This window comes from Mesorhizobium sp. ES1-1, from assembly GCF_020164785.1.
Classification (GTDB): Bacteria; Pseudomonadota; Alphaproteobacteria; order Rhizobiales; family Rhizobiaceae; genus Mesorhizobium.
Window position 1 is genome coordinate 245,010 of record NZ_JAIUGX010000003.1, and the last position, 25,007, is coordinate 270,016.

At 64.8% G+C, this 25,007-nt stretch carries 26 protein-coding genes; 9 read left to right on the forward strand and 17 right to left on the reverse strand.

All coding sequences use genetic code 11. From position 1 onward, the window contains the following. Positions 1 to 45: 45 nt before the first annotated feature. A complete protein-coding gene (locus tag LB513_RS06480; RefSeq protein WP_224662637.1) occupies positions 46 to 729 on the reverse strand; it encodes a response regulator transcription factor in 684 nt (227 codons plus the stop codon). Positions 730 to 873: 144 nt separating this feature from the next. Between LB513_RS06480 and LB513_RS06485 the strand changes: the two genes are divergently transcribed. After that, positions 874 to 1,410 carry a L,D-transpeptidase gene (locus tag LB513_RS06485; protein ID WP_224662893.1) on the forward strand — a complete coding sequence of 179 codons (537 nt, stop codon included), beginning with the start codon at positions 874 to 876 and terminating at the stop codon, positions 1,408 to 1,410. Positions 1,411 to 1,477: 67 nt separating this feature from the next. Here the strand turns inward: LB513_RS06485 and LB513_RS25235 are convergent, their stop codons facing one another. Further along, complete coding sequence (locus LB513_RS25235; RefSeq protein ID WP_318011176.1) at positions 1,478 to 1,867, reverse strand: hypothetical protein; 390 nt, start codon at positions 1,865 to 1,867, stop codon at positions 1,478 to 1,480. Positions 1,868 to 1,878: 11 nt separating this feature from the next. Here LB513_RS25235 and gcvA point away from each other — a divergent pair, with 11 nt between their 5' ends. Further along, positions 1,879 to 2,811, forward strand: coding sequence for a transcriptional regulator GcvA (gene gcvA, locus LB513_RS06495; RefSeq protein WP_224662638.1), 933 nt, complete (start codon positions 1,879 to 1,881; stop codon positions 2,809 to 2,811). 25 nt (positions 2,812 to 2,836) lie between these two features. Here the strand turns inward: gcvA and LB513_RS06500 are convergent, their stop codons facing one another. The 7 genes from LB513_RS06500 to tsaD are packed head-to-tail and all read right to left on the reverse strand — an operon-like array spanning position 2,837 to position 7,607. Beyond that, entirely contained in the window at positions 2,837 to 3,580 is a 744-nt protein-coding gene (locus tag LB513_RS06500; RefSeq protein ID WP_224662895.1) for a glycosyltransferase family 25 protein, read from the reverse strand. Positions 3,581 to 3,592: 12 nt separating this feature from the next. After that, positions 3,593 to 4,009: a DUF1761 domain-containing protein gene (locus LB513_RS06505; RefSeq protein WP_224662639.1), complete on the reverse strand. Its 417-nt coding sequence runs from the start codon at positions 4,007 to 4,009 to the stop codon at positions 3,593 to 3,595. A gap of 49 nt (positions 4,010 to 4,058) precedes the next feature. Next, entirely contained in the window at positions 4,059 to 4,757 is a 699-nt protein-coding gene (locus LB513_RS06510; RefSeq protein ID WP_224662640.1) for a class I SAM-dependent methyltransferase, read from the reverse strand. Beyond that, complete coding sequence (locus LB513_RS06515) at positions 4,712 to 5,137, reverse strand: EVE domain-containing protein (protein WP_224662641.1); 426 nt, start codon at positions 5,135 to 5,137, stop codon at positions 4,712 to 4,714. The genes LB513_RS06510 and LB513_RS06515 overlap by 46 nt, the downstream gene beginning before the upstream one ends. Positions 5,138 to 5,177: 40 nt before the next feature. Then, on the reverse strand, positions 5,178 to 5,474 hold the full coding sequence (locus LB513_RS06520) for a YciI-like protein (RefSeq protein WP_224662642.1): 297 nt from the start codon (positions 5,472 to 5,474) through the stop codon (positions 5,178 to 5,180). A 34-nt stretch (positions 5,475 to 5,508) separates the two neighbouring features. After that, entirely contained in the window at positions 5,509 to 6,525 is a 1,017-nt protein-coding gene (locus LB513_RS06525) for an NAD(P)H-dependent glycerol-3-phosphate dehydrogenase (protein WP_224662643.1), read from the reverse strand. Further along, a complete protein-coding gene (gene tsaD / locus LB513_RS06530; protein WP_224662896.1) occupies positions 6,522 to 7,607 on the reverse strand; it encodes a tRNA (adenosine(37)-N6)-threonylcarbamoyltransferase complex transferase subunit TsaD in 1,086 nt (361 codons plus the stop codon). Before tsaD ends, LB513_RS06525 begins: the two co-directional genes overlap by 4 nt. A 154-nt stretch (positions 7,608 to 7,761) precedes the next feature. On the opposite strand from tsaD, the gene hemC reads away from it, so the two are divergent. From hemC to LB513_RS06560, 6 genes are all read left to right on the forward strand, one after another. Then, positions 7,762 to 8,688: a hydroxymethylbilane synthase gene (gene hemC, locus LB513_RS06535; protein WP_224662644.1), complete on the forward strand. Its 927-nt coding sequence runs from the start codon at positions 7,762 to 7,764 to the stop codon at positions 8,686 to 8,688. A 1-nt stretch (position 8,689) separates the two neighbouring features. Continuing rightward, a complete protein-coding gene (locus tag LB513_RS06540; protein WP_224662645.1) occupies positions 8,690 to 9,409 on the forward strand; it encodes a uroporphyrinogen-III synthase in 720 nt (239 codons plus the stop codon). Positions 9,410 to 9,517: 108 nt separating this feature from the next. Further along, entirely contained in the window at positions 9,518 to 10,999 is a 1,482-nt protein-coding gene (locus LB513_RS06545) for a COG4223 family protein (protein WP_224662646.1), read from the forward strand. 10 nt (positions 11,000 to 11,009) lie between these two features. Further along, complete coding sequence (locus tag LB513_RS06550; protein WP_224662647.1) at positions 11,010 to 12,608, forward strand: heme biosynthesis protein HemY; 1,599 nt, start codon at positions 11,010 to 11,012, stop codon at positions 12,606 to 12,608. 37 nt (positions 12,609 to 12,645) lie between these two features. Further along, positions 12,646 to 13,125 (forward strand): TerB family tellurite resistance protein, encoded by a 480-nt coding sequence (locus tag LB513_RS06555; protein ID WP_224662648.1) that lies wholly within the window; start codon positions 12,646 to 12,648, stop codon positions 13,123 to 13,125. Positions 13,126 to 13,140: 15 nt separating this feature from the next. Beyond that, complete coding sequence (locus LB513_RS06560) at positions 13,141 to 13,869, forward strand: glutamine amidotransferase (RefSeq protein WP_224662649.1); 729 nt, start codon at positions 13,141 to 13,143, stop codon at positions 13,867 to 13,869. A 9-nt stretch (positions 13,870 to 13,878) separates the two neighbouring features. On the opposite strand, the gene LB513_RS06565 is transcribed toward LB513_RS06560, so the two are convergent. The 8 genes from LB513_RS06565 to LB513_RS06600 all read right to left on the reverse strand — a co-directional run bounded on the left by LB513_RS06565 (position 13,879) and on the right by LB513_RS06600 (position 23,761). Then, positions 13,879 to 14,874 carry a glycosyltransferase family 8 protein gene (locus tag LB513_RS06565; RefSeq protein ID WP_224662650.1) on the reverse strand — a complete coding sequence of 332 codons (996 nt, stop codon included), beginning with the start codon at positions 14,872 to 14,874 and terminating at the stop codon, positions 13,879 to 13,881. 12 nt (positions 14,875 to 14,886) lie between these two features. Further along, positions 14,887 to 16,125 (reverse strand): MFS transporter, encoded by a 1,239-nt coding sequence (locus LB513_RS06570; RefSeq protein ID WP_224662651.1) that lies wholly within the window; start codon positions 16,123 to 16,125, stop codon positions 14,887 to 14,889. A gap of 158 nt (positions 16,126 to 16,283) precedes the next feature. Further along, positions 16,284 to 17,384: an aminotransferase class I/II-fold pyridoxal phosphate-dependent enzyme gene (locus LB513_RS06575; RefSeq protein ID WP_224662652.1), complete on the reverse strand. Its 1,101-nt coding sequence runs from the start codon at positions 17,382 to 17,384 to the stop codon at positions 16,284 to 16,286. Positions 17,385 to 17,486: 102 nt separating this feature from the next. After that, positions 17,487 to 17,951, reverse strand: a complete 465-nt coding sequence (locus tag LB513_RS06580) for a MucR family transcriptional regulator (RefSeq protein ID WP_224662653.1) — start codon at positions 17,949 to 17,951, stop codon at positions 17,487 to 17,489. Positions 17,952 to 18,166: 215 nt separating this feature from the next. After that, entirely contained in the window at positions 18,167 to 18,871 is a 705-nt protein-coding gene (locus LB513_RS06585) for an ROK family protein (protein WP_224662654.1), read from the reverse strand. 11 nt (positions 18,872 to 18,882) lie between these two features. Then, positions 18,883 to 20,259 (reverse strand): glucose-6-phosphate dehydrogenase, encoded by a 1,377-nt coding sequence (zwf, locus tag LB513_RS06590; RefSeq protein ID WP_224662655.1) that lies wholly within the window; start codon positions 20,257 to 20,259, stop codon positions 18,883 to 18,885. 22 nt (positions 20,260 to 20,281) lie between these two features. Then, positions 20,282 to 21,298: a phosphogluconate dehydrogenase (NAD(+)-dependent, decarboxylating) gene (gene gnd / locus LB513_RS06595; RefSeq protein WP_224662656.1), complete on the reverse strand. Its 1,017-nt coding sequence runs from the start codon at positions 21,296 to 21,298 to the stop codon at positions 20,282 to 20,284. Between the two features lie 45 nt (positions 21,299 to 21,343). Next, complete coding sequence (locus LB513_RS06600) at positions 21,344 to 23,761, reverse strand: glucan 1,4-alpha-glucosidase (RefSeq protein WP_224662657.1); 2,418 nt, start codon at positions 23,759 to 23,761, stop codon at positions 21,344 to 21,346. 211 nt (positions 23,762 to 23,972) lie between these two features. On the opposite strand from LB513_RS06600, the gene LB513_RS06605 reads away from it, so the two are divergent. Beyond that, on the forward strand, positions 23,973 to 24,986 hold the full coding sequence (locus LB513_RS06605) for an ABC transporter substrate-binding protein (RefSeq protein ID WP_224662658.1): 1,014 nt from the start codon (positions 23,973 to 23,975) through the stop codon (positions 24,984 to 24,986). The last annotated feature ends 21 nt before the right edge of the window (positions 24,987 to 25,007 follow it).

Below are 25,007 nucleotides of genomic sequence, written 5' to 3' on the forward strand. Positions count from 1 at the left end.
CCCGAAAAGCGTCCCCACCCCGCCGCTCATTGGATAATGAAATGTTTAAGGAACCAGCTTGTAGCCGCCGCTTTCTGTCACAAGAATTTCCGCATTGGAAGGATCGCGCTCGATCTTCTGGCGCAGCCGGTAGACATGGGTTTCCAGCGTGTGCGTGGTGACGCCGGAATTGTAGCCCCACACTTCCTCGAGCAGCACGTCGCGCGTCACCACCTTCTGTTCGGCGCGATAGAGATATTTGATGATCGAAGCTTCCTTTTCCGTCAGCCGCACCTTGCCGCCGCGCTGGTCGATCAGCAGTTTCTGGCTGGGCTTGAAGGTGTACGGGCCGACCGAGAAGGTGGCGTCCTCGCTTTGCTCGTGCTGGCGCAGTTGCGCGCGGATGCGGGCCAGCAGGACGGCGAAGCGGAACGGCTTCGTCACATAGTCGTTGGCGCCGGCCTCGAGGCCGAGGATCGTGTCGGAATCGGTGTCGTGGCCGGTCAGCATGATGATGGGCGCCTTATAGCCGCCCTTGCGCAGGATCTTCACCGCCTCGCGGCCGTCCATGTCGGGCAGCCCGACATCCATGATCAGAAGATCGATGAGGCCGCCGCGCGCCGTGGCGACGCCCTTTGCCGCCGTCGCCTCCTGCAGAACGTCGAATTCCTCATAAAGGGATAGTTGCTCGACCAGGGTGCCGCGCAGGTCATCATCGTCGTCGACAATCAGTATGGTGCGTGAAGTCATGGATCAATCCGTTGTTTTGAAAAGTAAATTCAGTTGACCGCTGCGTATTTATGCGGAAGCTGGCCGACACAATAGCCGATCACAGTGATTTGTTCCGTGGCGCGATCATACAAGAAAAAACGTCAGCGCAATGCAGCCGGCGCAATTTTGCCAAAAGGGCTGCGCGTGTTGACCGTTCGGGCGAGGCCCGGCCATCCCAGCCAGGGCCTTTTGCAGGCCGGCCGGACCGTGTTTGCCTGCGCGCTGGGACGCGGCGGCATCTCGGCCGCCAAGCGCGAGGGTGACGGGGCCACGCCGCTTGGTCGGATGCGGATCCTGTCGGGCTATTTCCGAGCGGATCAATTTGCCGGTGGCCGGCGCACGCGCCTGGCAATGACGCCGATCGGGCCCGATCTCGGCTGGTGCGAGGTGCCGGACGACCGCAACTACAACCGGCCGGTCAAGATTCCCTACGGCGCCAGCCATGAACGGATGCGGCGCGACGACCGGCTCTACGACGCCTGCCTGGTTCTCGACTGGAACCTGTCGCCGCGTCGGCGCGGACGCGGCAGCGCCATCTTCTTCCACCTGGCGCGTCCAGGCTTCACGCCGACGCAAGGTTGCGTCGCGGTGACGGCCCGCACGATGGCGCGTCTGCTGCCGCTGCTTTCTAACCGGACGGTGATGCGGGTGGTGAGGTGAGGCAGTAGGCAGTAGGCAGTAGGATTTGATGTCCGCTACTATCCGACTGTATCTACTACCTGCTGTCCTATCGGCGTGGTTGGCGCCAGCCAAGGGCCAGTAGTCCCAGGCGCCCGGACTCACTGTCCATTGCGCGCGTGACGTCGCTTCGCCGGGCGCCGATATCGCGCAACTGTTGGTCCGACAGATCCTCGACATCGGGAAGCGGGAGTTTCGCCGCGACCCGAGCGTGGCGCAGCCAGTCGGCGATCATCGTCAGCCGATTAGGCGTGGCATGATTTGAGCTGAAAGCAATGTAAGCCATGATGCGATCCGTTCGTCGGAGATCAAATCCGATTTGATGGTTTTGTGATGCTCCTATCCTGCCTGATTGAAATTCATGCGGGAAACGAGTAGTTTTTGGCCTATCTTCAAGTTTCCTTTGAGGATCGGTGAGGGGCTGGCCATGGCTGTCCAAGTTTTGTCCTGATGGCAAATCCGCTCCCCGGCACGAGGGCGCTCAGGACGCTGGAGGCAGCGGCCCGCCACCTCAATTTCACCCGCGCCGCCGATGAACTGGGGCTGACGCCGGCCGCTGTCAGCCATCAGATCAAGGAAATCGAGGACCAGCTCGGGCTGGCCCTGTTCACGCGCACCAGCCGGACAATGCGCCTGACCCCGGCCGGCGAGATCGTGTTCGAGGCGGCGATCGACGCGCTCGACCTGCTCGGCCGTGCGGTGATGCGGGCGCGGAAGATGACGCGCGGAACGGCCTTGCTGAAAGTGACGCTGGACGCCCAATTCGCGGCCAAATGGCTAATGCGGCGCGTCGAGGATTTCCGCAAGCAGAAGCCGGGCATCGAGCTGAGTTTCGACATCGCCTATGGGTTGCGCGATTTCGATCGCGACGATGTCGATGTCGGCATCCGCTTCGGCGCCGGCAACTATCCGGGTCTTTGCGCGCACCGCCTGTTCGACAATATCATCATTCCGGTGTGCAGCCCGGCCCTGCTGGCGTCCGGGCCGCCCTTGAGCGAACCGCGCGACCTGTTTCACCACACGCTGGCCCATATCGAATGGGCCCGGCAAGGCGTGACCTGGCCGAACTGGCGCATGTGGATGGCGGCGGCGGGGGTCGACGATTTCGACGACAGCCGCACCATAGTCTTCGGCACGTCGACGGACGCGGTCCAGGCGGCGGTCGACGGCAATGCCGTGGCGCTGGCCGATTTCGCCATGGTGGCGAACGACCTGTCCGAGGGCCGCCTGGTACGGCCCTTCGAACTCAGCATCAGGGTCGCGCCGGAATTCGCCTATTTCCTGGTCTACCCCCAGGCCATGGCCGATGATCCGCGCGTGGCAGGTTTTCGAGACTGGATATTGGAGGAAGTGGCAAGGACGGCGAGCGCCGACCAGGTGTGAAAGCGGCGTCTCGACGCCAGCGCCGTCAGGAGCGAGCGGTGTGGCCGAAGATCATGCGGTTGTACTTCTTCCAGTTCCAGCGCAGCTTCTTGTAAAGCAGCGAACGCCGCTTGCCGGCAACCGAGGTATGGAAAGCGCCATTCTCGCTGCCCTGCTCGGCGATAGGCCGCTCGAACCACAGCATTTCGATACCCATGGCGGCATCCATCTGCTCGATCTGGTGGTCGATCACGGTCGATATCTTATTGCGTTCGATCCAGGCGCATCGGGCTTGCGCGACCGGCCGCGTAATCAGGTAGGAATCGGCACACCTGGCATGCATTGCCGGATAGAGCATTTGGCCCTTCCGCAGCTTCCACATGGGCGTGTAGTAGTTGCTGCCGTTGCCCAGATAAATGACGGCCTTGCGCGAGGGGCTGCCGAGTTCGGCCAGCGCCTGACGGAACTTGGCCACGAAGTTGCGGGCCAGGAACACGTCGTCCTCGAAAACCAGGCAATAGGGCTGGTCGGTCTCGAGGAAATCGCGCCAGATGCCGACGTGCTTCAAAGCCAGCGAGACCTGCGCCGGGTGGACGAAACGGGGGGCGATCAACTCCGCGCGAATTTCCGGAGTGACATCCGGCTGGTCCCAGTCGGTGTAGAAGGTGACAGGCACACCGCGCCGTTCGAACTCGCCGATGATGTGGCGACGGCGGTCGTCATAGCCCTGCTTGACGTGGCAGACCCGCGTGAACACCAGGTCGCGCGGGAATCCGGTATCTACGTCCACGATCAACGAAGCTCAGCTTGAGGCGGCGCCGAACCAGCCGACCACCGCGCCAATGATCAGCAGCACGCCCAGCCAGTGGCCGCCGTCGATCAGGGTCAGGTCCCAGCCGAAATTTTCGTAACGGTGGTTGACCGACAATGTCGTTGCGACGAAGCCCAGCCAAAGCACGAAGCCGAAGACGAGGCCTGCGAGCCAAGTCGGCTCACCCCCGGTCATGGCGCCGACGACCAGCGCCATGATCGTGGCCATCAGCAATTCGGCGACGAAGCTGATGATGAAGGGCAGCGGCGATCTCTTTGTCGTCGCGAGATCGATTTTCGCGGCCTTCAGCCACGGCTTGCTCAAGGCCATGTACCATATGGCGCCGAACAGCCACGCCAGGACGGCGGCGGCGAGCACCGCCAGCCAGTTCACTGCTGAAAAGTCCATGATTCCCCCTCCGTTCGAGATTCATGGAAACGCCTGTTCGGCGATGACGTCAAGCAAACCGCCAGACGGTGGTGCGTTTGACCAGGGAATCCTCCAAGGCGCGGGTAACGGCCACCTCATAGACCGCCAGCGGCTCGAGCCCTGTCTTCGGCAAATAGGAGCGGCCGGGATCGCCGATGAGGATCTCGGCGCCTCTCGCCTTCAGCATCGCGAACCAGGGCATCAGCCGGCCGGCGAAGGCATTGTCGTAGAAGACATCGCCGGCCAGGACCACATCCCAGCCCGCATCGTTGCCGATGCAATCCGTGCCGAGGAAATCGACGCCGACATCATTGGCGTGGGCGTTTAGACGAATCGCCGTGACGCAGAACGGATCGATATCGGCGGCCAGCACCTTGGCGGCGCCTGCCTTGGCGGCTGCGATGGCCACGAGGCCGGAGCCGGAGGCGAAGTCGAGCACGCGCTTGCCCCGCACCACGGCCGGATTGTCGATGATATAGCGGGCAAGACCCTGGCCGCCGGCCCAGGCGAATGCCCAGAAGGGCGGCGGCAGGCCGATCTCGGCCAGTTCGTCCTCGGTCCGCTGCCACAGAGCATGCGCCTCGTCGGCCAGATGAAGCTGGATTTCCGGCACATGAGGAGGCGCCATCAGCGCTGTGTTGTCGAGGATGAATTGCGTCGCGCCGTCTGGGGTGAGCACCGTCACGGCGCTGGCGTCAAGCCGCCCATGCGGCAGACTTCTTTCCATTCCGCCGGCGTCACCGGTTGCACGGAAAGCCGCCCGAGCCGCACCAGCGCCATGTCGGCAAGGGCGGGATTGGCCTTGATCTGTTCCAGCGTCGGCGGGTTCGGCATGTCCCTGACAGCGCGGATGTCGACGCATTCCCAGCGCGGGTCGTCGGTTGTGCTGTCAGGATGGGCGAGCGCGCAGACCTCGGCGATGCCGACCACGTTCAACCCTTCATTGGAATGGTAGAAGAAGCCGAGATCGCCGACCTGCATCGCCTTCATGTTGTTGCGCGCGGCATAGTTGCGCACGCCGTCCCACTGGGTGCCGGACTTGCCCTTCTCTTTCAGCATCTCGAAGGAGAACTTGAACGGCTCCGATTTGAACAGCCAGTAGTTCATCTCTCGCTCCTCGTTGCGGCTCGCTTCCCTGCGGCCGGATTTAACTAGCCGCCGGCTTGTTGAAGGTCCAGTTCCACTGGCGGATCTCGACGCTTTCGAACAGTCCGGCCTTTGCGTAGGGATCGGCAGCCGACAGGGCTTGCGCCGCGGTCAGGTCGGGCGCCTCGACAACCACGAGGCTGCCATTGGGCTTGCCTTCGGCATCGAGAAACGGACCGGCGAAGGCAAGCTTTCCGTCGCCGTTCAAGCCTTCGAGGAAGGCGACATGCACGGGCCGCGTGTCGAGGCGAACCTGCAGGCTTCCGGGCTTATCCTTGCAAATCAACGCAAACAGCATCGTTCTCTCCTGGTTTTGCCATCATATCCTGGCGTCAATCGGTGGTCTCGGTCTTCAGCGGCCGGGTCATCAAGGCCGTCACAGCCTGACGGATGGTGATCGTACCGTCCAGTATGGCCGACACGGCAGTAATGATCGGCGCGTCGATGCCCCGCTCGGCGGCGATGCGGGCGGCGATCGCCGCGGTCGGCACGCCCTCGGCCAGCTTCAGCCCGGCAATCGGTTCGCCTCGTCCAAGGGCCAGACCGTAGGCGAAATTGCGGGATTGCGCCGACGAGCAGGTCAGTAGCAGGTCGCCGAGGCCCGAGAGTCCCATCAGCGTTTCCGGCCTGGCGCCGAAAGCGGCGCCGAGGCGGCGCAGTTCGACGAAGCCGCGCGTCACCATCGCGGCCTGGGCGCTGGCGCCGAGCCCGGCGCCGGTGACGGCACCCGCGGCAATGGCGAAGACATTCTTCAAGGCGCCGCCGATCTCGACGCCGATCAGGTCGTCGCTCGAATAGCAGCGCAGGTTTTCCGCCGAGAAGCGCGCCGCGAGGTCGGCCGCCAGCGCCTCGTCACGGGCGGCGACCACCACAGCCGTCGGCAGGCCCCGGGCGACGTCAGTGGCGAAGCTCGGCCCCGACAGGGCGGCCACCGGATTTAGCGGCAGGATTTCCTCGACGATGGCCGACAGCAGATCGCCGGTGTCGCGCTCGATGCCTTTGGCGCAGAGCACAAGCGGGATGCCGCTCGGCATGTGGTCCTTCGCGGCAGTCAGAGTGGCCCGCAGCGCCTGCGCCGGCGTCACCGCCAGCACGCAGTCCGCGCCGGCAAGTGCCGCACCAATGTCGCTTGTCGCCTCGATACCGGGCGCAATCGCAATGTCGGGCAGATAGCGTGGATTTTCGCCGCGGCCGATCGCGGCGGCGGTTTGCGGGTCGCGCGCGAAAAGCCGCACCGCATGCCCGGCGCGCAGCATGGCCTGCGCCAGCGCCGTGCCCCAGGCACCGCCGCCCAGCACGGTGACGCGCCAGCTGCCGTCGTTCCGCCCGTTCTCGGCCTCGGCAATCATGCCTTGGCTCCGCGCCGCCCTGACCCGACCATCGGCGCCGAGATGCTGTCCAGCGGCCAGCGCGAGCGTGGCACGAAATCGAAGCCGTTCTCCTCGGCCAGGCCCCCACGCAGACGCTCGATCCCGGCCCAGGCGATCATCGCCGCGTTGTCGGTGCACAGCTTCAGCGGCGGCGCAACGAAGGAGAAGCCGGCCTGGGCGCACAGATGCTCCAGCGTCGCCTTGATCGTACGGTTGGCGGCGACGCCGCCGGCGACGACAAGCGTGGGGCTCTTCGCGCCCGGAAAGGTGTCGCGAAATCGCGTCAGCGCGCGTGCGACACGGTCGGCCAGCGCATCGGCCACCGCTGCCTGGAAAGAGGCGCATATGTCGGCGACATCCTGGTCGCCCAGGGGCTCTATCGCCGTCGCCGCCTGACGCACGGCGGTCTTGAGGCCGGAGAAGGAGAAATCGGGCTGCGCCGAGCCTTTCATCGGACGCGGAAAGGCAAAGCGGGCTGCGTTGCCGTCATGCGCCGCCTTTTCGACGTTGGGGCCGCCGGGATAGGGCAAGCCCAGCATCTTGGCCGTCTTGTCGAAGGCTTCGCCGAGCGCGTCGTCGATGGTGGTGGCCCAGCGCTGATAGTCGCCGACGCCACGCACCGCCAGGATCTGCGTGTGGCCACCGGACACCAGGAGCAGCAAATAGGGAAAATCGAGCCCGTCGGTCAGCCGGGCGGTCAAGGCATGGCCTTCGAGGTGGTTGACGGCGATCAGCGGCTTGCCCGCGGCGGCGGCGATCGCCTTGGCCGTCATCAGCCCGACGATCAGGCCGCCGACCAGGCCCGGGCCGGCCGTGGCGGCGATGGCATCGATATCGGCGAGAGCCACGCCGGAATCGGCGAGTGCAGCCTCGATGATGCCGTCCAGCGCTTCGACATGGGCGCGCGCCGCGATCTCCGGCACGACACCGCCGAAGGCGGCATGCTCCTCGATCTGGCTCAGAACGATGTTGGACAGGATCCTCGGCAGGGCGTCGCTGTCCAGCGCGACAACGCTGGCGGCGGTCTCGTCACAGCTCGTCTCGATGCCCAGAACGCGGATCAATTGGTCGCTACCCCGGAGATTGTTTATCGGGCTTTTCCCCGGTAGGAGAAACCCGGAAGGCCTCGGTGAGTTCAGCCGCATGTCCGCGACGCCAAGTGGTTGCGCCTGGCAGCGGGATGCTTCGGCCGGGGGTTATCACGGACGACGCGCCATGCAAACAATCTTCAGAATCGGAACACGCGGCAGCCCGCTGGCGATGGCGCAGGCGCATGAAACGCGCGAGAGGCTGATGGCCGCGCATGGCGTGCCCGCGGCGGCCTTCGAGGTCATCGCCATGTCGACCAGCGGCGACCGAATCCAGGACCGGCCGCTATCGGAAGCCGGCGGCAAGGGCCTGTTCACCAAGGAGATCGAGGAGGCGTTGTTCGCCGGCAGGATCGACATCGCCGTTCATTCATCGAAGGATATGCCGACGCGATTGCCTGAGGGACTCGAGCTATCCGCGTTCCTGCCGCGCGAGGATGCGCGTGATGCGTTTGTCAGCAATGTCGCGAAGACGATCGCGGACCTGCCGCAAGGCGCGAAAGTCGGCTCCTCGTCGCTCAGGCGGCAGGCGCTGATCCGCCGCATGCGGCCGGATCTCGACGTGGTGATGTTTCGCGGCAATGTGCAGACGCGCCTGCGCAAGCTGGACGAAGGGGTCGCGGCCGGAACCATCCTGGCTCATGCCGGATTGAAGCGGCTCGGGCTCGACCATCTCGTCACCGACCTGATGCCTCTCGACATCTTCCCGCCGGCGCCTGGACAAGGCGCGATCGGCATAGAGACCCGTATCGGCGACCGCGAGGCCGAAAGAATGCTGGCTGCCATCCACCATGTGCCGACCGGACAGGCGCTGGCCTGCGAGCGTGCCTTCCTGGCGGCGCTCGATGGCTCATGCCGCACGCCGATCGCCGGCTATGCAGCGATCGAGGACGAAGACCTCTCTTTCCGCGGGTTGATCATATCGCCCGACGGCACGCAGTCTCACACGGTCGAACTGCAAGGACCGGCGGGAGATGCAGTCCGCATCGGCGACGAAGCCGCACGGATCGTGCGGGCCAAGGCAGGCGAGACTTTCTTCGACAGCTGGCTCTGACATGCGGCGCGTGCTGGTGACGAGACCGGAACCGGGCGCGTCACGGACCGCCCGGCGGCTCCTGGAAACGGGATTTCAACCGATTCTCCTGCCCCTGACCGAAACGGTTTCCTTGCCGGTCGACACCGGACTGGTCCCGGACAATGCCAGCGCCGTCGCGGCGACCAGCGCCAATGCGCTGCGCCATGCCTCGAAGGATCTATTGGCGATGCTTTCGCGTCTGCCTTGTCATGCTGTAGGCAAGATGACGGCGGAGGCCGCGCGCCAGGCGGGGTTGCTTTCGATCGGCGAAGGTCCTGGCGATGCCGAAGCCTTGGCCGAAGCCATTGCCCCGGCATATACCGGGAAGTCCATCCTCTATCCCTGCGGGCGAGTCCGCTTTCCCGCGTTCGAACAGCGACTGCGGGCCGCCGGGGTTCATGTCCATGCTGTCGAGACCTATGACACGCGCGCGATGGACTATCCGGACGAGGCGGCCATTGTCGCCCTGCTTTCTAGCCATCCCGTGGACGCGGTGCTGCTCTATTCGGCCAAGGCGGCGGCCGCGATGCGGGACCTGATCAGGCGGCCGGCTTTGCGTGAGTACTATGAAAAGACCTGCTTTTTCGCCCTTTCTGCCCGCATCGGCGCAGCCTTTGACGATGCCGCCGGCGCCAGGATTCGCTTCCCCGCGCAGCCGGAGGAGGATGCGATGCTGGCGCTGTTGCGAGAATGGCGCTGAGCCGCGTCATCACACCGCCCCTTTTCACCGCTTGGTGATGTGCTAGACCCTTTCTGAACCATCATGCGCCGCGAGGCGTTGAGACGAAGCGAATTGCGGAGCCCCGTCATGGTCAAGACGCCGAAGATGCGACACTCGAAAAGCCGCCGCGAGCCGGTCACCATCGACCTCGAGCCCGGCGCCGTGTCGCGCATCGTCGACGAGGACGCCGCAGCGTCGCCAATGGCAACCGAACATGACGACGAAGACGAGGTAGCGCCGGGAGCTTTTCAAGCCGAGGTTCCCGAAGAGCCGGTGCACGCAGACCAGGTCGACCTCGAACCCTGGGAGCATTCCGATGCCGCGGCCGCTCCGCCGGCGGAAACACCGGCAGAGGCAGAGGCCATAGCCGAGGAGCCCGAGCTGCCCTATCCCGGCTCGGATTCGCCGCCCAGCCGCGACAGGGCTTCCGACTATAATTTCGTGGATGCAGCGGCCAAGCGTACCGACGACAGAAAGACAGGAACCGAGACACGGGGCGAGACCATGGCACCGATACCTCCCGCGGCAAAGCGCGGCGGCCTCAACGGCGTCGCCGCCGGCATCATCGGCGGTGTCATCGCGCTGGTCGGGGCCGGCGGCCTGCAATATGCCGGCCTGCTTGGCGCGCCGGGTACCGGACCGGGCGTTTCGCTGGATGGCGTCAATGGCGACATCGCTTCGCTGAGGACGGAGATCGCAAGCCTGAAGGAGTCTGCCGGCAACAGCGATGCCTCGGCCAAGGTCGACGGTCTCTCGGCCGCCCTCGATCAGGTGAAAGCCGATGTGGCGGCGCTCAAATCGGCGACAGGTCAGGGCGGCGCCGGCGACAGCGCCGGGCTTGCTGCCCTTGGTGACAAGGTGACGCAGATCGAAACCGCGGTCGCGGCCCTGGGCAAGGCAGGCAGCGCGACTCCGGTCGATCTCGGCCCGCTCAACGAAAGGCTGACAGGTCTCGATGCGCTGGTGAAATCGACCAGCGAGACGGCACGTGCGCAGGAAGGCCGGCTTGCCGCGCTCGAGCAGTCGGTGTCGCAGCTTTCCGGAAAGGTCGATGCGCAGGCCGGACAGCCAAAGGTCGCACTTTCCATTGCCGCGTCGGCGCTGAAGGCGGCGCTCGATCGCGGCGGGCCGTTCTCGGCCGAACTCGAGACCTTCGCGGCGATTGCGCCGGATGCGCCGCAGCTGGCGACATTGCGTCCCTACGCCGAAGAGGGCATTGCGACCCGCGCCGAGATCGCATCGCAGGCGGACGCCGCCGCCAGTGCGATGGTGGCCGCCGCGGCGCCCGTCGATGAGGATGCCGGCCTGCTGCGGAATTTGCTGTCGAGTGCGCAATCACTGGTCAAGGTCAGGCCCATCGGCGCCGTGGCGGGTTCCGGCGCGCCGGAAACCATTGCGCGCATGGAGGTGGCGGTCAACCAGGGCGACTATGTCAAGGCGCTTGGCGAATATGATGCCCTGCCCGAGGCGGCCAAAGCCGCCGGAGCCGATTTCGCGGGTAAACTGAAGGCGCGCATCGAGGTCGAGAGCCAGGTCGACGCGTTGATCTCCACCGCGATGAAGGCATGAGGGCAACGCAATGATCCGCCTCCTGGTCTTCCTCATCGTCGTGTTCGCGCTCGGACTGGGTTTTGCCTGGCTGGCCGACCGGCCCGGCGAAATGGTCGTAACCTTCAACAATTATCAGTACCAGGTCAGCCTGATGGTGGCGGCGGTGGCCATCGTGGCCGTGGTCGCCGCGGTGATGATCCTGTGGTGGCTCGTCAAGTCGCTATGGAACAGCCCGTACACCATCTCGCGCTACTTCCGCGTGCGCCGGCGCGACCGCGGCTATCAGGCGCTGTCGACCGGCATGATTGCCGCCGGCGCCGGTGACGGTGCGCTGGCCCGCAAGAAGACCAAGGAAGCGGCCAAGCTGATCCGTTCCGACCAGGAGCCGCTGATCCATCTGCTCGAGGCGCAGGCCTCGTTGCTGGAAGGTGACCATGAAGGGGCGCGGCAGAAGTTCGAGAGCATGCTCGACGACCCTGAAATGCGCCTGCTCGGTCTGCGCGGCCTTTATCTAGAGGCCGAGCGGCTCGGCGACCGCAATGCGGCCCGTCACTATGCCGGCCGTGCCGCCGCCGTGGCCCCGCAACTGGCATGGGCGGCCGAATCGACATTGGAAGAGCTGACGGCGCGCGGCGACTGGGATGGCGCCCTGAAACTGGTGGAAGCGCAGAAGTCAACGCGGCAGATCGAACGCGATGCCGCAAACCGCCGGCGCGCCGTCTTGCTGACCGCAAAGGCGCAGGCGCTGGCCGACAGCGACCCGGCTTCTGCCAGGACGGCGGCGATCGAAGCCAACAAGCTGCGGCCCGACTTCGCCCCCGCCGCTGTCGCCGCCGCCGCCTCGCTGTTCAAGCAAAACGACGTGCGCAAGGGCTCGAAGATCCTCGAGACGGCCTGGAGGGCCGAGCCGCATCCGGAGATCGCAGAGCTTTATACTCATGCAAGGCCAGGCGATGCCGTGCTCGATCGCCTCAACCGGGCGAAAAAGCTGCAGGAGATGAAGAAGAACCATGCCGAATCGTCGATAACGGTCGCGCGCGCAGCACTCGACGCACAGGATTTCCAGACGGCCCGCCGCGAGGCGGAAGCTGCGATCCGCATCGACCGCCGCGAGGGGGCTTACCTGCTTCTGGCCGATATCGAGGAAGCCGAGACGGGCGACCAGGGCAAGGTGCGGCAGCTCTTGTCAAAGGCTGTGCGGGCGCCGCGCGATCCGGCATGGGTCGCCGATGGGGTTGCTTCCGAACGCTGGGCACCGGTCTCGCCGATCACGGGGCGGCTCGACGCCTTCGAGTGGCGGGCGCCGATGGAGCGAATCGGCCATCTGATCGACAATGATGACGAGACATCCGAGCCGGAGGCTTCGAGCCGCCCGGCGCTGTCGGGACCGGGCGGTGACAAACGGGCTGAAATGATCGATCAGGCGGCTCCAGGCGAGCCGATCGGCAAGCCGATCGAAGACCATGAGGATCATGTCAGGCCCATCACTGCGGCGGCTTTCGCCGAGGTGCCCGCCGACGCGGAGGTCGTGGATCCGGCCGAAGAGCTGGCCCGGCTGCCGGATGATCCGGGTGTCGATCCCGATGACGAAGCGGATAAATCGTCGCGCCGGTTTCGGCTGTTTTGAATCTCTCCGATGCGTCGGGCGACCTTGGGAATGAATGATGTTTGAACGTGTGCTGTCATTTCTCAGGGACTTGTCGACCGACGCCGACGCGCATGCCGGCACGGACGATCCGCGTGTCGCGGCCTCGGCATTGCTTTACCATGTCATGAATGCCGATGGCGTGCGCCAGGATGTCGAATGGGAGAAGTTCAAGGCGGTTTTGGCGCAGAGCTATTCGATCAGTGGCGACGAGCTTGAAGACCTCGCCGCCGCCGGCGAGCGGGCAGACAATGAGTCGATCGACCTGCATGCCTTCACCAGCGTGCTCAAGCGACACCTCGATGCCGACGCGCGCAAGGCTTTCATCGGCCTGATGTGGGAGATCGTCTATGCCGATGGCGAACTGCACGAGCTGGAGGACAACACGGTCTGGCGCGTCGCCGAACTGATCGGCGTCGAACGCCGCGACCGCATTGAGGCGCGCCGCAGGGTGGCGGCGCACGCACCGGGCGTCACCGGAACCTCATCGGACGAATAGGATATTCGCCTGCCCATGCCGCGCCAGACGAGTTCGAAGCCCAAGATCCTGATCGTGCTGCATCAGGAGAGTTCGAGCCCGGGCCGCGTCGGTCATATGCTTCTGCAAGAGGGTTTCGATCTCGACATCCGGCGCCCGCCTCTTGGCGATGCCTTGCCGGAAACATTGGAGGGCCACGCCGGCGCGGTGGTGTTCGGAGGCCCGATGAGCGCCAATGACGAGGATGAGTTCGTCCGCCGCGAGACCAACTGGCTTGAGGTTCCGCTCAAGGAGAACCGGCCGTTCCTCGGCATCTGCCTTGGCGCCCAGATGCTGGCCAATCATCTTGGCGGCAAGGTCGAGGGCCATGGCGAAGGGCTGGTCGAGATCGGCTGGTACAAGCTGGCGGCGACCGAAGCCGGCAAGCAACTGATGCCCTGGCCGGAGATGGTCTACCAGTTCCACCGCGAGGGCTTCTCGCTGCCCAGGGACGCGACGCTTTTGGCGACGGCGGAAACCTATCCCAACCAAGCCTTCCGCTACGGCGACAATGCCTGGGGCATCCAATTCCATGGCGAGTTGACCCGGATGATGATGCAGCGCTGGGTGGTGCGCGGCGCCCAGCGGTTCGAGCTGCCCGGCGCACAGCCGGGCCGCGACCATCTCGGCGGGCGGCTGATCTGGGACATGCATCTGAAGCGCTGGCTGGACGAGTTCCTGCGCACGATTTTCGCCGGAGCGGCGGCGGACCAGGGCAGACGCTGATCGCGCCCTCTACCGAGTGGTGCCGGACGGGAGCGGCTTTGCACGCCATCGCCGGCGTGTTCGCCGTATCAACCCCGACACCGGCGCGCGCACTGCCGCGAGCCGCAGCCTGAGCCACCTCAGCACCCAGAGCGGCGATGTCCGCAGGGCGGCACGCCACCAGCGGCGGTAATGGGCGAGATCGCAAAGGCCGTGCCATGGTTTGCAGGCGCCGGAGAAATGCAGCAGCCAGGGATCGCGGCGCTGCAGTGCGGTCGCGGCGATATCGGCATGGTGTCGGCGCGGCTCGCGCTCGAGGAACCAGACCATCGTGTTCCAGCGCGGATCGAGCAGAAGAATGCGGCCAGCCAGCAGCAGATTTATCGCGTCCTGATCGCGCCAGCGGAACCGATGCGGGTGATCGAGCACAAGTTGCCCGGCGCGCTCTCCGAACCGCTCGCGGCGAAGCGTGGCGAGATCAAGCAGCAGCACGCCGGAGTTCACGTAGATGAAGTCGTCGGGGTCCCAGCCGAGCGCGTCGCGGACATGGAGCAGATGATCGGGCCGGCCGGTAACTGCCTCTTCGGCGAGGGCTGCGTGCAGGCCGAAGTCCTGGACGGCACCCGCCACGGCGCTGACCAGATCGGTGGCCAGTAGCGGCCGGATGTCGGCTACCGCGAGAATGTCCGCGTCGAGATAGAGAACGCGGTCTAAAGTGGGGAGCAGGTCGCCGAGTTGCAGCCGCAGCAGCGCAGCCGGGGTGACGTGATCGAACAGGGCCAGAGACCGAAACCGGTTCTCGACGTAATGCACGCATAGTCGATGCGGGCTCACATGCAGGCTTTCCAGCCGGCGCGAGCGGCGGCTGGGTGGGCCACCATGGAATATGTGAAACGTGAGGGCTGGCCCGGCTGAGAGATGCGCGATCACCGACGCAATCGTCACTGCCGCCTGGCGGGCGTTGCCGTCGTCGACACAAAGCGCGACGCTGTCACAGGCGCGCATGGCGGCGCGCCGAATTTCCATGGTGCCGTTCAATCAGTTGCGGCCCCTGAGGTGACGCACCTTGCGCAGTTGCGGGAACAGATATGCCCACAATCCCGCGACCGCGATGGCGCCGACGCCGCCGATCACCACCGCCGGAACCGTGCCGATCAAAGCAGCCATGGTGCCGGCGCGGAATTCGCCGACCTCGTTTGAGGCGCCAACAAAGACCTGGTTGACGGCGTTGACGCGGCCACGCACATCGTCGGGCGTCCACAGCTGGATCAGCGTCTCCCTGATATAGACGCTGAACATGTCGGTGGCGCCAAGAAAAGCAAGCGCGACGATCGACAGCCAGGTGATGGTGGACAGGCCGAACACCACGGTGGATGCACCGAAAGCGGCGACGAAGCCAAGCATGATCAGGCCGGCATGGTTGCGGATCGGATGGCCGGCCAGCCAGATGGCGACGCAGATGGCGCCGATGCCGGGAGCCGAGCGCAGCAGCCCGAGGCCCCAGGGTCCGAGATGCAGGATGTCGCGGGCATAGACCGGCAGCAAGGCCGAAGCGCCCGACAACAAGACGGCGAACAGGTCGAGCGAAATGGCGCCGAGCACGATCTTCTCGCTCCAGATGTAGCGGAAGCCGGCAAAGAGCGTCTCCATGGTCGGCTTGTCTGTGGCGGTTTGCTGTACGGGCTTGGGAATGGTGAAGATCAGCATGCCGGCGACCAGCATCAGCGCCGAGGCGACGGCGTATGCGGCTTCCGGAGAAACGCCATAGAGCAGGCCGCCGGCGACCGGGCCGATGATGGTTGCCGTCTGCCATGCCGATGAGTTCCAGGCGATTGCGTTGCCGAAATCCTCCGGTGGCACCAGATTGGCGAACAGCGACGACGAGGCTGGGCCGTAAAAGGCCCTGGCCATACCGAACAGCGCCAGAACGACGAAGATCGGCAGCGGACTGACGAGGCCGCGCAGCGTGAAGTACAGGAGAACCAGCGCACAACCAGCCTCCACCACCGTTGCCAGCGCCATGATGAGCCGGCGGCCGAAGCGGTCGGCGACGACGCCCGTCACCAGCACCAGCAGCAGCGACGGCAGGAACTGAACGATGCCGACAATGCCGAGGTCGAACGGATCGCGCGTCAGATCATAGATCTGCCAGCCGACCGCAACGGAGACGATCATGGTCGCGAAGGTGGTGAGGAAGCGGGCCGTCCAGTAGCTGAGAAAGGCTTTGTGTCGGAACGCGGCGTAGCGCTGCTCCGGCGAGGTTTGTTCTGGTATCATGGAGATGGGCCCCGTTGCGATTGCATCGGCCAGCGGGGCACTTCCCAAATGGGCGCTGTTCCGGCCAATGGAACTTGATGAAGTTCGGCGCGCATATGCGTCAAAATCGGGCCCGGATCAAGGGACTTCGCCCGCGCTTCTTGTATCGCATGCGGAAGTTACTGTCGCAACGCGGCCGAAATGGCTTCCAGGCCGCCCCGCAATTCGGCTTCCGTCGGCCAGCCGAAACCGACGCGGAAGAAGCGCTTTTCCATTTCGAACCAGTGGCCGGGCCCGACATAGGTGCCGTGTTTTTCCAAAAGATCGCGGTAGAACCGGTCGAGGTCGAAGCCGGGGTCGACATTGAGACGCGGGAAGCCGACGACACCACCTTCAGGGCGCACCCAATCGACAAGCGGCTCGCGGTCGATCCAGGCCTGGACGATGTCGCGGCGCTTCGCCATTTCGGGCAACAGCCTGGCCAGGAACGCGTCGCGGCGCTCCAACATGCCGCGCGCGATGCCTTCGTCGATGACGCTGCCACAGATGCCGATCTGTTCCTTGGCGGCGAGGAACGTCTCCTGAAGGACGGCGTCCCTGGTGGTCAGCCAGCCGATGCGGATGCCGGGAATGCCGAACGCCTTGGACAGGGATGAAACGCTGATCGCCTTCGTGCTGAGCGAAGCCGCCGATGGCAGGCGCCTGCCGTAGGAGAGATCGCGGTAGGTCTCGTCGACCAGCAGATGACAATTGTGCGCCTCGGCCAGAGCCACGAGCGCATCGAGGTCCGCCCGATCCATCATGGTGCCGGTGGGGTTGTGCGGGCAGGTGACGCTGATCAGCTTCGTGTTCGGCTGCATCGCCGCCTTGACGCGGCCGATGTCGATGGCGAAGCCATCCTCGAACGTCAGATCGACAAAGCCGATGGCGCAGCCGATCGCCCTCGGCGTCTCGATGTTGGTGGCGTAGTTGGGCCTGACAACGATCAGGTGGTCGTTGGCCGAGAGAAGCGAGGTCGAGATGATGAACAGCGCGCCGGCGGCGCCGGCTGTGACCAGGACATCATCGGGCGAGATGCCGGGATCCTGCGCCGCAATCAGCGCGCGCAACTCCTTGTCGCCGCGATGCTCGCCATAGAAAAGCGTGAGGTCCGGTAGCGACAGGCCGATGTCGGACAGTTTCTGGTCGGCTATCGAACTTTCGGAAAGATTGTAGCGGATACGGTCATAGCCATATTCCTCCGGCGCCTCTTTCTCGATCACCATCCTGGTGTAATTCATCGCCCACCCCACGAACCGGCCCATCCAAGCCACAAGCTAAAGCCTGCCGGGCCATCGGCCCGGCAGGCTCAAATCAATCCATTGGCTCAGCGCCGGCTCTGCTCAGGCGGAGACCTTGGCCTTGCGGCCCTTGCCCTTGGCGGGCACCACCTCGGCGGCCTTGCGGCCGAGACCGATCGACTTCGCCAGCATCGAGCGCGAGGCGGCGTAGTTGGGAGCAACCATCGGGTAATCCGCCGGCAGGCCCCATTTGGCGCGGTAGGCGTCGGGAGTGAGGTTGAAATGCACGCCGAGATGACGCTTCAGCGATTTGAACTTCTTGCCGTCCTCAAGGCAGATGATGAAATCCGGCGTCACCGATTTCTTCGGGTTGACGGCGGGAACCAGCGGCGCCGCCGCCGGGACGACGGGCTGGCCAAGCCCACTGATCGAAGCACTGACGCTGGCGATAAGGTCAGCCAGGCCGGAAACCGGCAGGCGGTTCTTCTCGACATAGGCCGACACGATATGTGCGGTGAGTTCGAGAAGGTCGATGTCTTTACGGGCGCTGTCGTTATCGTCGGTCAATCTATTTCTCCGTCTAACGCGTATGAGCTGAAAATCGGGTTCGATCTCCGGAAAGGATCATGCGCAAAATCAAATGCCGCGACATTATGTGCTCTTCCAGAGGACGAGCGGCGAGGTTGTGGCGCGGAATTCCTAGTCGGCGACTCTGGCCAATGCAATGACTTGGTATCGCGATCACACGTTGTTTTGAACAACTATACTGAATAATAACAATATCAGACTATCAGCGCTTTGTCGCGCCACAAACGAAATCCGCCCTCGAAGGCGCGTGTGTTGTCGCCGCGCCTTGCACCGGTCGGCAATTCATCGAGCTTGTCGACATTGCCGCCGCCGATCACGACATAGTCCGGCTGCATGGCGGCGCGGAGCCGGTCAACGACGTCGAAAACATATCCGCGCCATTTCTTCTTGCCGTGTTTTACCAGGCCGCGTTCGCCGACATAGTCCTCGAAGCTTTTGCCCTTCCTGTAGGGAAGGTGGGCAAGCTCCATCGGCTGGGCGACATTGGCGACGATCATGGCGGCGCCGAGGCCGGTTCCCAGCCCGAGAAACAGCATGCGCCCACCGTCATAGCTGCCGATAGCCTGCATCAACGCGTCATTGACCATCTTCACCGGCCTGCCGAATCGCGCGGCGAAATCGTAGCCGGCCCAACCGGGGCCGAGATTGGCGGGGTCGGCCAGCGGCCTGTCACGCCCGACCGGCCCGGGATAACCCATGGAGACGACGTCGTAGGACAGGCCGTCGGCAAGCTTGTTCACCGCATCGACGAGCTCGCCAGGCGTGAGCCCAGATCCGGAATCAGCACGACGCACTTCGCCGCCGGCGCTGGTCAGGATCTTGACGTGAGAGCCGCCAATGTCGACCACCAGCACGATCTGGCCGGCGTCCGCCTGGGGGCGCTCCACTGGACTGCCCATCGCGCTGCCCTTCACTTCACCGGATCGATCCAGCCATTGGGCGGCGCGAAGCTGTTCATGACATCGGCCGGTCCCCATGTCAGTGGCTCGTAAAGATGGGGCGGCGTCGTGTCACCCAGCACAGGGCCGACAATGCGCCAGGCAAGTTCGCTGGCATCCTGTCGGGTGAAGAGCTGACCATTGCCGTTCATGGCGTCGCCGATCAGCCGCTCATAGGGCGGCATGTCGGCCTTGCTATCATCGAGAGCGGTCAGTTCGACCTGTTCGCCGATCATGTCGTCGCCGGCCTCCTTGCGCTGGGCGCCGATGGCGATCACCACCTGCGGGTCGATGCGGAAGCGAACGTAATTCTGGTCGGCGGGCTTGATCGGGTCGAACACGTCGAGGGGCGGCCGTTTCAGCCGCACCACCACCTCGGTGACATGCACCGGCATGTTCTTGCCGGCGCGGATGAAGAACGGCACATCCTGCCAGCGCCATGTGTCGACAAAGAAGCGCACCGCGGCGAAGGTCTCGACCGGGGAATTCGGCCTGACGCCGGGCTCGGCGAGGTAGCCCGTGAACTGACCGCGCACCACATCGTCCTTGGTCAGGGTCCGGATCGCCCGCAGCACCTGCACCTTCTCGTCGATCAAATCGTCGGCCGAGCGACCGACCGGCGGCTCCATGGCGAGCAGCAACAGGATGTTTAGCAGGTGGTTCTCGATGACGTCCCTAATGGCGCCGACATCGTCATAGAAGCGTCCGCGGCCTTCGACACCGAAATCCTCGGCCATGGTGATCTGCACGCTCTCGACGTAGTTGCGGTTCCAGATCGGCTCGAGGAAGGAGTTTGCGAAGCGGAAATAGAGCAGGTTCTGGATCGCCTCCTTGCCGAGATAGTGGTCGATGCGGAAGATGGACTGCTCGTCGAACACAAGGTGCAGGACGCGGTTGAGCCAGCGCGCCGACTGCAAGTCGTGGCCGAAGGGTTTTTCCACCATCAGCCGGGCGCCGTGCGCGGTGCCGGATTGCTCCAGCCCCTGGACGACTGTCTCGAACATGGTCGGCGGCACTGCCATGTAGTGCAGCGGCCGCTGGGCGCTGCCGAGCGCGATCTTCAGTTTTTCGAACGTGGCCGAGTCGCGATAGTCGCCGCTGACATAGCGAAGCAGCGAGGCCAGCTTGGCGAAGACCTGTTCGTCGATCGTGCCGAGCGTCTTGACGATGCCATCGCGCGCCCGGTCCTGCAGCTGCTTCAAATCCCAGGCGTCGAAGGCCACGCCGATCACCGGTTCGGTGAGCGTTCCCTTGGCGACCATCCGGTAGAGGGCGGGAAATATCTTCTTGTGGGCGAGGTCGCCGGTGGCCCCGAAAAGCACCAGCGTATCGGACCGTTCCGGGCTCATGCGCGCGTCTCCCTTGCCACCATCATTTGCCGCCCTTCGGCTTCTCGACATGCCCGCCGAAGGCATAACGCATGGCCGACAACAGCTTGTCGGCGAATTCGGATTCACCTTGCGAGGAGAAGCGGTCGAACAGCGCCGAGGACAGCACCGGCGCCGGCACGCCGGTGTCGATCGCCGCCTTCAGCGTCCAGCGGCCTTCACCCGAATCCGAAACCCGCCCACCGAAATTCGCCAATGTGGGGTCGGATGCAAGTGCGCCTGCTGTCAGGTCGAGCAGCCAGGAACCGATGACGCTGCCATGCCGCCAGACCTCCGCCACTTCCGCGAGGTCGATGTCGAACTGGTAGTATTGCGGGTTTTCCAGCGGGCTGGTCTCCGCATCCGCCGTGCGCGGCCGTTTGCCGGCATTGGCCGATTTCAGGATGTTCATGCCTTCTGCATAGGCGGCCATGACGCCATATTCGATGCCGTTATGCACCATCTTGACGAAATGGCCGGCGCCGCTTGGCCCGCAATGCAGATAGCCGAAGGGCGCCGTGCCTGCCGTCTGGTCGGGGGCAGGCGCGCCGGCGTCCGCGCCTGGCGCCAGCGTGGCGAAGACCGAATCGAGATGTTGGACTGCCACGTCCGGGCCGCCGATCATCAGACAGTAGCCCCGCTCCAGCCCCCAGACGCCGCCGCTGGTGCCGACATCGACAAGATGGATGCCGTTGGTGGCCAATTTCGCGGCTTGGTCGACGGCGTCGTGATAGTATGAATTGCCGCCGTCGATGACGATATCGCCGGGTTCCATCAGCGAGGCGACCTGGTCGATGATCCTGCCGGTGATGGCCGCCGGCAGCATCAGCCAGACGCAGCGCGGCCTGGCCAGCTTGCTGACGAATTCCGCCATGGACGCCGCACCCAGCGCGCCGTCGGTCACCAGGGCCGATACGCTGGCGGGGTTGATGTCGTAGACGACGCATTCGTGGCCGTCGCGCATCAGCCGCCGGACCATGTTGGCGCCCATCCGGCCAAGTCCCATCATTCCGATCTGCATGGTTTCGTCCCTGTGTCTGATAAAAACTGCTGTTGTCGGGGAGATCTAGTGGCTATCTGGGGCGCCTGACGTAATGGAGAAGTCGACATTCTCCCAATCGCCGGTTCCGGGCCAGAAAAAAGTGAACACGATGGTGCTTCCCTTGCGGAGGCCGGCCGTGGGCAGATCGGCCAAATGAATGCCGAATGCGTTCTCCACCGTGTCGCTGTTACGGGCATTCGCCCAATTGTCGGTACTCCAGTGAATCGTCGCCGCGGCGAGCAGTTCGATGCGCAGGGTCTTGCCCTCGGGCAGCCAGCGGATCTTGTTGTTGAACCGCCATGTCCTGAAAGGCGATGCGGTCTTGTCCTCGATGTAGCGCTTGACGCCCTGCGGCGGCATGTCGAAGACGACGCCGTCGCGCAGCGATCGCAACAGCTTGATATGCTCCGAATGCGCCCAGACCAGCGGCATGGCGCTTCCGGAGGGGCGCCCATGCAGCAATTCGCGCTCGGCCAGGTCGGCGCCGTCCCAGACCTGTTCCGGCAGCAGGCCGCCCGGCCCCGTCGAACCTTCCATCACGCCGAGCAGCGCGGCCGCCTCATCCTTGCGGCCGGCCGCCAGTTCGTAATGGGCGCGCTCTCCCGCCAGCAGCGGCCACGGCCGGCCCTGGCCGGTGCCGTCGAAGGGTGACCCATCTTCGTGCTCGCCATAACCGTCGCCATTGTAGCGGTACCAGAGCGGGCCTTGCGGCAGGTCGCGGCGCAATCGCGCGTCGATGACCTTGACCGTGTCGACGATGCGCGGATCGTCGGCCGCTCGCAGGCCGAAGCGCACCAGCGCCAGCGCGTCCGGGCTGACGATTTCCTCGGCGGGCCGGTCGCTGTCGCCGGGCGGCCGGTTCTTGATCGGGACATAGCCGTCCTTCGGCGACCCGGCCTCGGCGCTGTCTGGCGGCGCGATGCGGACATAATAGCCGGCGACGCCCGCCTGGCGGCCGATTTCCGTTCCGGCGACATAGGTCCAGCGCTCGACCTGGTCGTTCCAGCAGTCGGCCGTCTCTCGCAGGTAGGCCGCGGGATCGGGCTTGCCGCATGCGTCGAGGAGGTCGGCCGCCGCCAGCAGCGCGGCGATCTCGACGGCAAGCGTGAAGGGGCTGTAGCCGGCATCCTCTTCCCAGCGGTCCTCTCCGGTGACGGGACCGTTGCGCGCGACATAGCCGGCGGCGCTCTCGATCATCGGCAGGAAAGCCAGGAGCCTGGCCGGCGGCAGGGCGTCGGCGCGACGCAGGGCGTCGCCCAGCAGCAGCGGAAAGGCGCACTCGTCCATCTGGATGCCGGGCCAATAGGCGGCACCGTCGAGCCAGGCGTTCTGCGGCCAGTGGCCGTCCGGCTGCTGGATGGAGCGCAGATAATCCAGGACCCGCAGTGCCGCAGCCGCATCGCCGGCGGCGAGAAAGCCGCCGGCTGTCTCGACCAGATCGCGCGGCCAGACGAGATGATAGCCGCCGAGGTCGTCGTCGCCCTTGTCGAAGCCCCAGGGGATGGACAGGCTGGCGACAGCAGCGCCCGGCATGGTGATCGCCTGGTGTGTGGCCAGGACGGCGGTCGAGACACGGTAGAAGTTGATCTCGGCTCCAATATTGAGGTCCAACGGTAGCAAGGACGCCTGCCATTTGCGCCAATTCCCGACATAGGATTTCGCCGCCGCTGCAAAACCGCGCTTCAGGCTGGCGAAGGCATTCTCGGCGGCCTCGTCGGGCGATGCTCCAAAAGCCAAGGCCAGAACGGCCCTTGTCCGGGCCGGGGTAAAGCCGATCTCGCCGGTCAGCGCGACATTACCGTCCTCGGCGCGCAGGCAGGCCGGGTCGAGCTTGCCTGCATGCCGCAGTTGCTGCCAGCCGTCGGAGACGCCGACATAGCCGGCCGACGCGGTTCGCCAGGGCAGCGACGAGGCAAATGCCAGGCAGATGCCGCGCCCGGAGGCAAAAAGCACCGGCTTGCCCTTGTGGCTGCCGGCCCAGGCCGTGTTGCCCATACCGGCATTGACAAGATGCGGCGCCAGCAGGGCGTGGACGCGATAGTCGCCGGGCCTGCCCGTCAGTGAGGTGAAGATGATCTCCTGCAGCAGCGCCGGCCGCGCCGGATCGGCGAGAACACGCTTCTCGATCCTGTAGGCGCCGTCGAGGGCGGTGTTGATCAGCCTGTAGGCCGGGACGCCATCCTCGAACGGTTCGATGAGGTGGGTCGCGTGGCGCTTTTCTTCCGAAAAATAGCCGCCGGGGCCGGTGACGATCAGGCCGAGGTCGCGGGTGCAGGCGCTGTCGACGCGCGGATAGTAGACCTCGTTGAGGATGCCGTGGCTGAGCGTGAACCAGACCAGCCCGGCCGGCGAAAGCGAGGTCCCGACCCCACTCTTGGCGCTCGATGTCCAGCGCGCCGGAATCCCGGGGGCGCCGGGAGCAACATCTGGCGTCACTGGCATTCTGTCTCGTTCTCTCCTGGCCTATTCCCTAGACCAGAATGGCCAGCCCTTTTCAATCATCGCACCGCAAGTTGATCGACGGGCTCCCGCCGAATGCAGTTGACAGTTTGCCGGCCATCTGCATTTGTCTGACAATAGATAAAAAACAGGAAATCGAGCCACTCATTATCGACGAATCACCACCACCAGTAACTCTTGGGAGGAGTATGACATGAAGAGACTATTCGTATTGGGTGCCCTTGCCGCGATGCTCGCCTCGGGCACGGCATTTGCCGACACTAGCGGCAAGAAGATCGCTTTCTCCAACAACTATGCCGGCAATTCGTGGCGCCAGGCGATGCTCGACAGCTATGGCATCGTCACCAAGAAGGCGGTTGAGGACAAGGTCGTCGGCGCGGCCGACATCTTCACCACCGCCGACAAGGAAGTGCCGACGCAGGCGGCCCAGGTGCAGAACCTCATCCTGCAGGGCTATGACGCGATCGTCATCAACGCCGCCTCGCCGGACGCGCTCAACGGCGCCATCAAGCAGGCCTGCGATGCCGGTATCGTCGTCGTCTCGTTCGACGGAATCGTCACCGAGCCCTGCGCCTACCGTGTGGTCGTCGACTTCAAGGATATGGGCAAGCAGGAAATCGAGCAGATGGCCAAGTTCCAGCCCAAGGGCGGGAATTTGCTGGAAATCCGCGGCCTGGCCGGCACGTCGATCGACGACGCCATCCATGCCGGCATCCTCGAGGGCGTCGCCGCGCATCCCGAGTTCAAGATCGTCGGTTCGGTCACCGGCGACTGGGACCAGACTACCGCGCAGAAGGCGGTCGCCACCATCCTGCCGTCGCTGCCCGAAATCGTCGGCGTCGTCGATCAGGGCGGTGACGGTTACGGTGCCGCGCAGGCCTTCGCCGCCGCCGGAAAGCCGCGTCCGACCATCATCATGGGCAACCGTCAGGACGAGCTGAAATGGTGGAAGGAGCAGAAGGACAAGGACGGCTACCAGACCTGGTCGGCATCGATCGCGCCCGGTGTGTCGTCGCTCGCCTTCTGGGTGGCGCAACAGGTGCTCGACGGACGCAAGGACATTCCGCACGACCTGCTCGTGCCGTATCTGGCCTTCACCCAGGACGATTTCGAGGCAGCCCTGCCCAAGATCAAGGAAGGCGGCGTAGCCACGCACGAATATACCCAGGAAGACGCGCTGGCGGCGATCAAAGCCAACATCAAGTGAGACTGGAAGCGTTGCCGACCG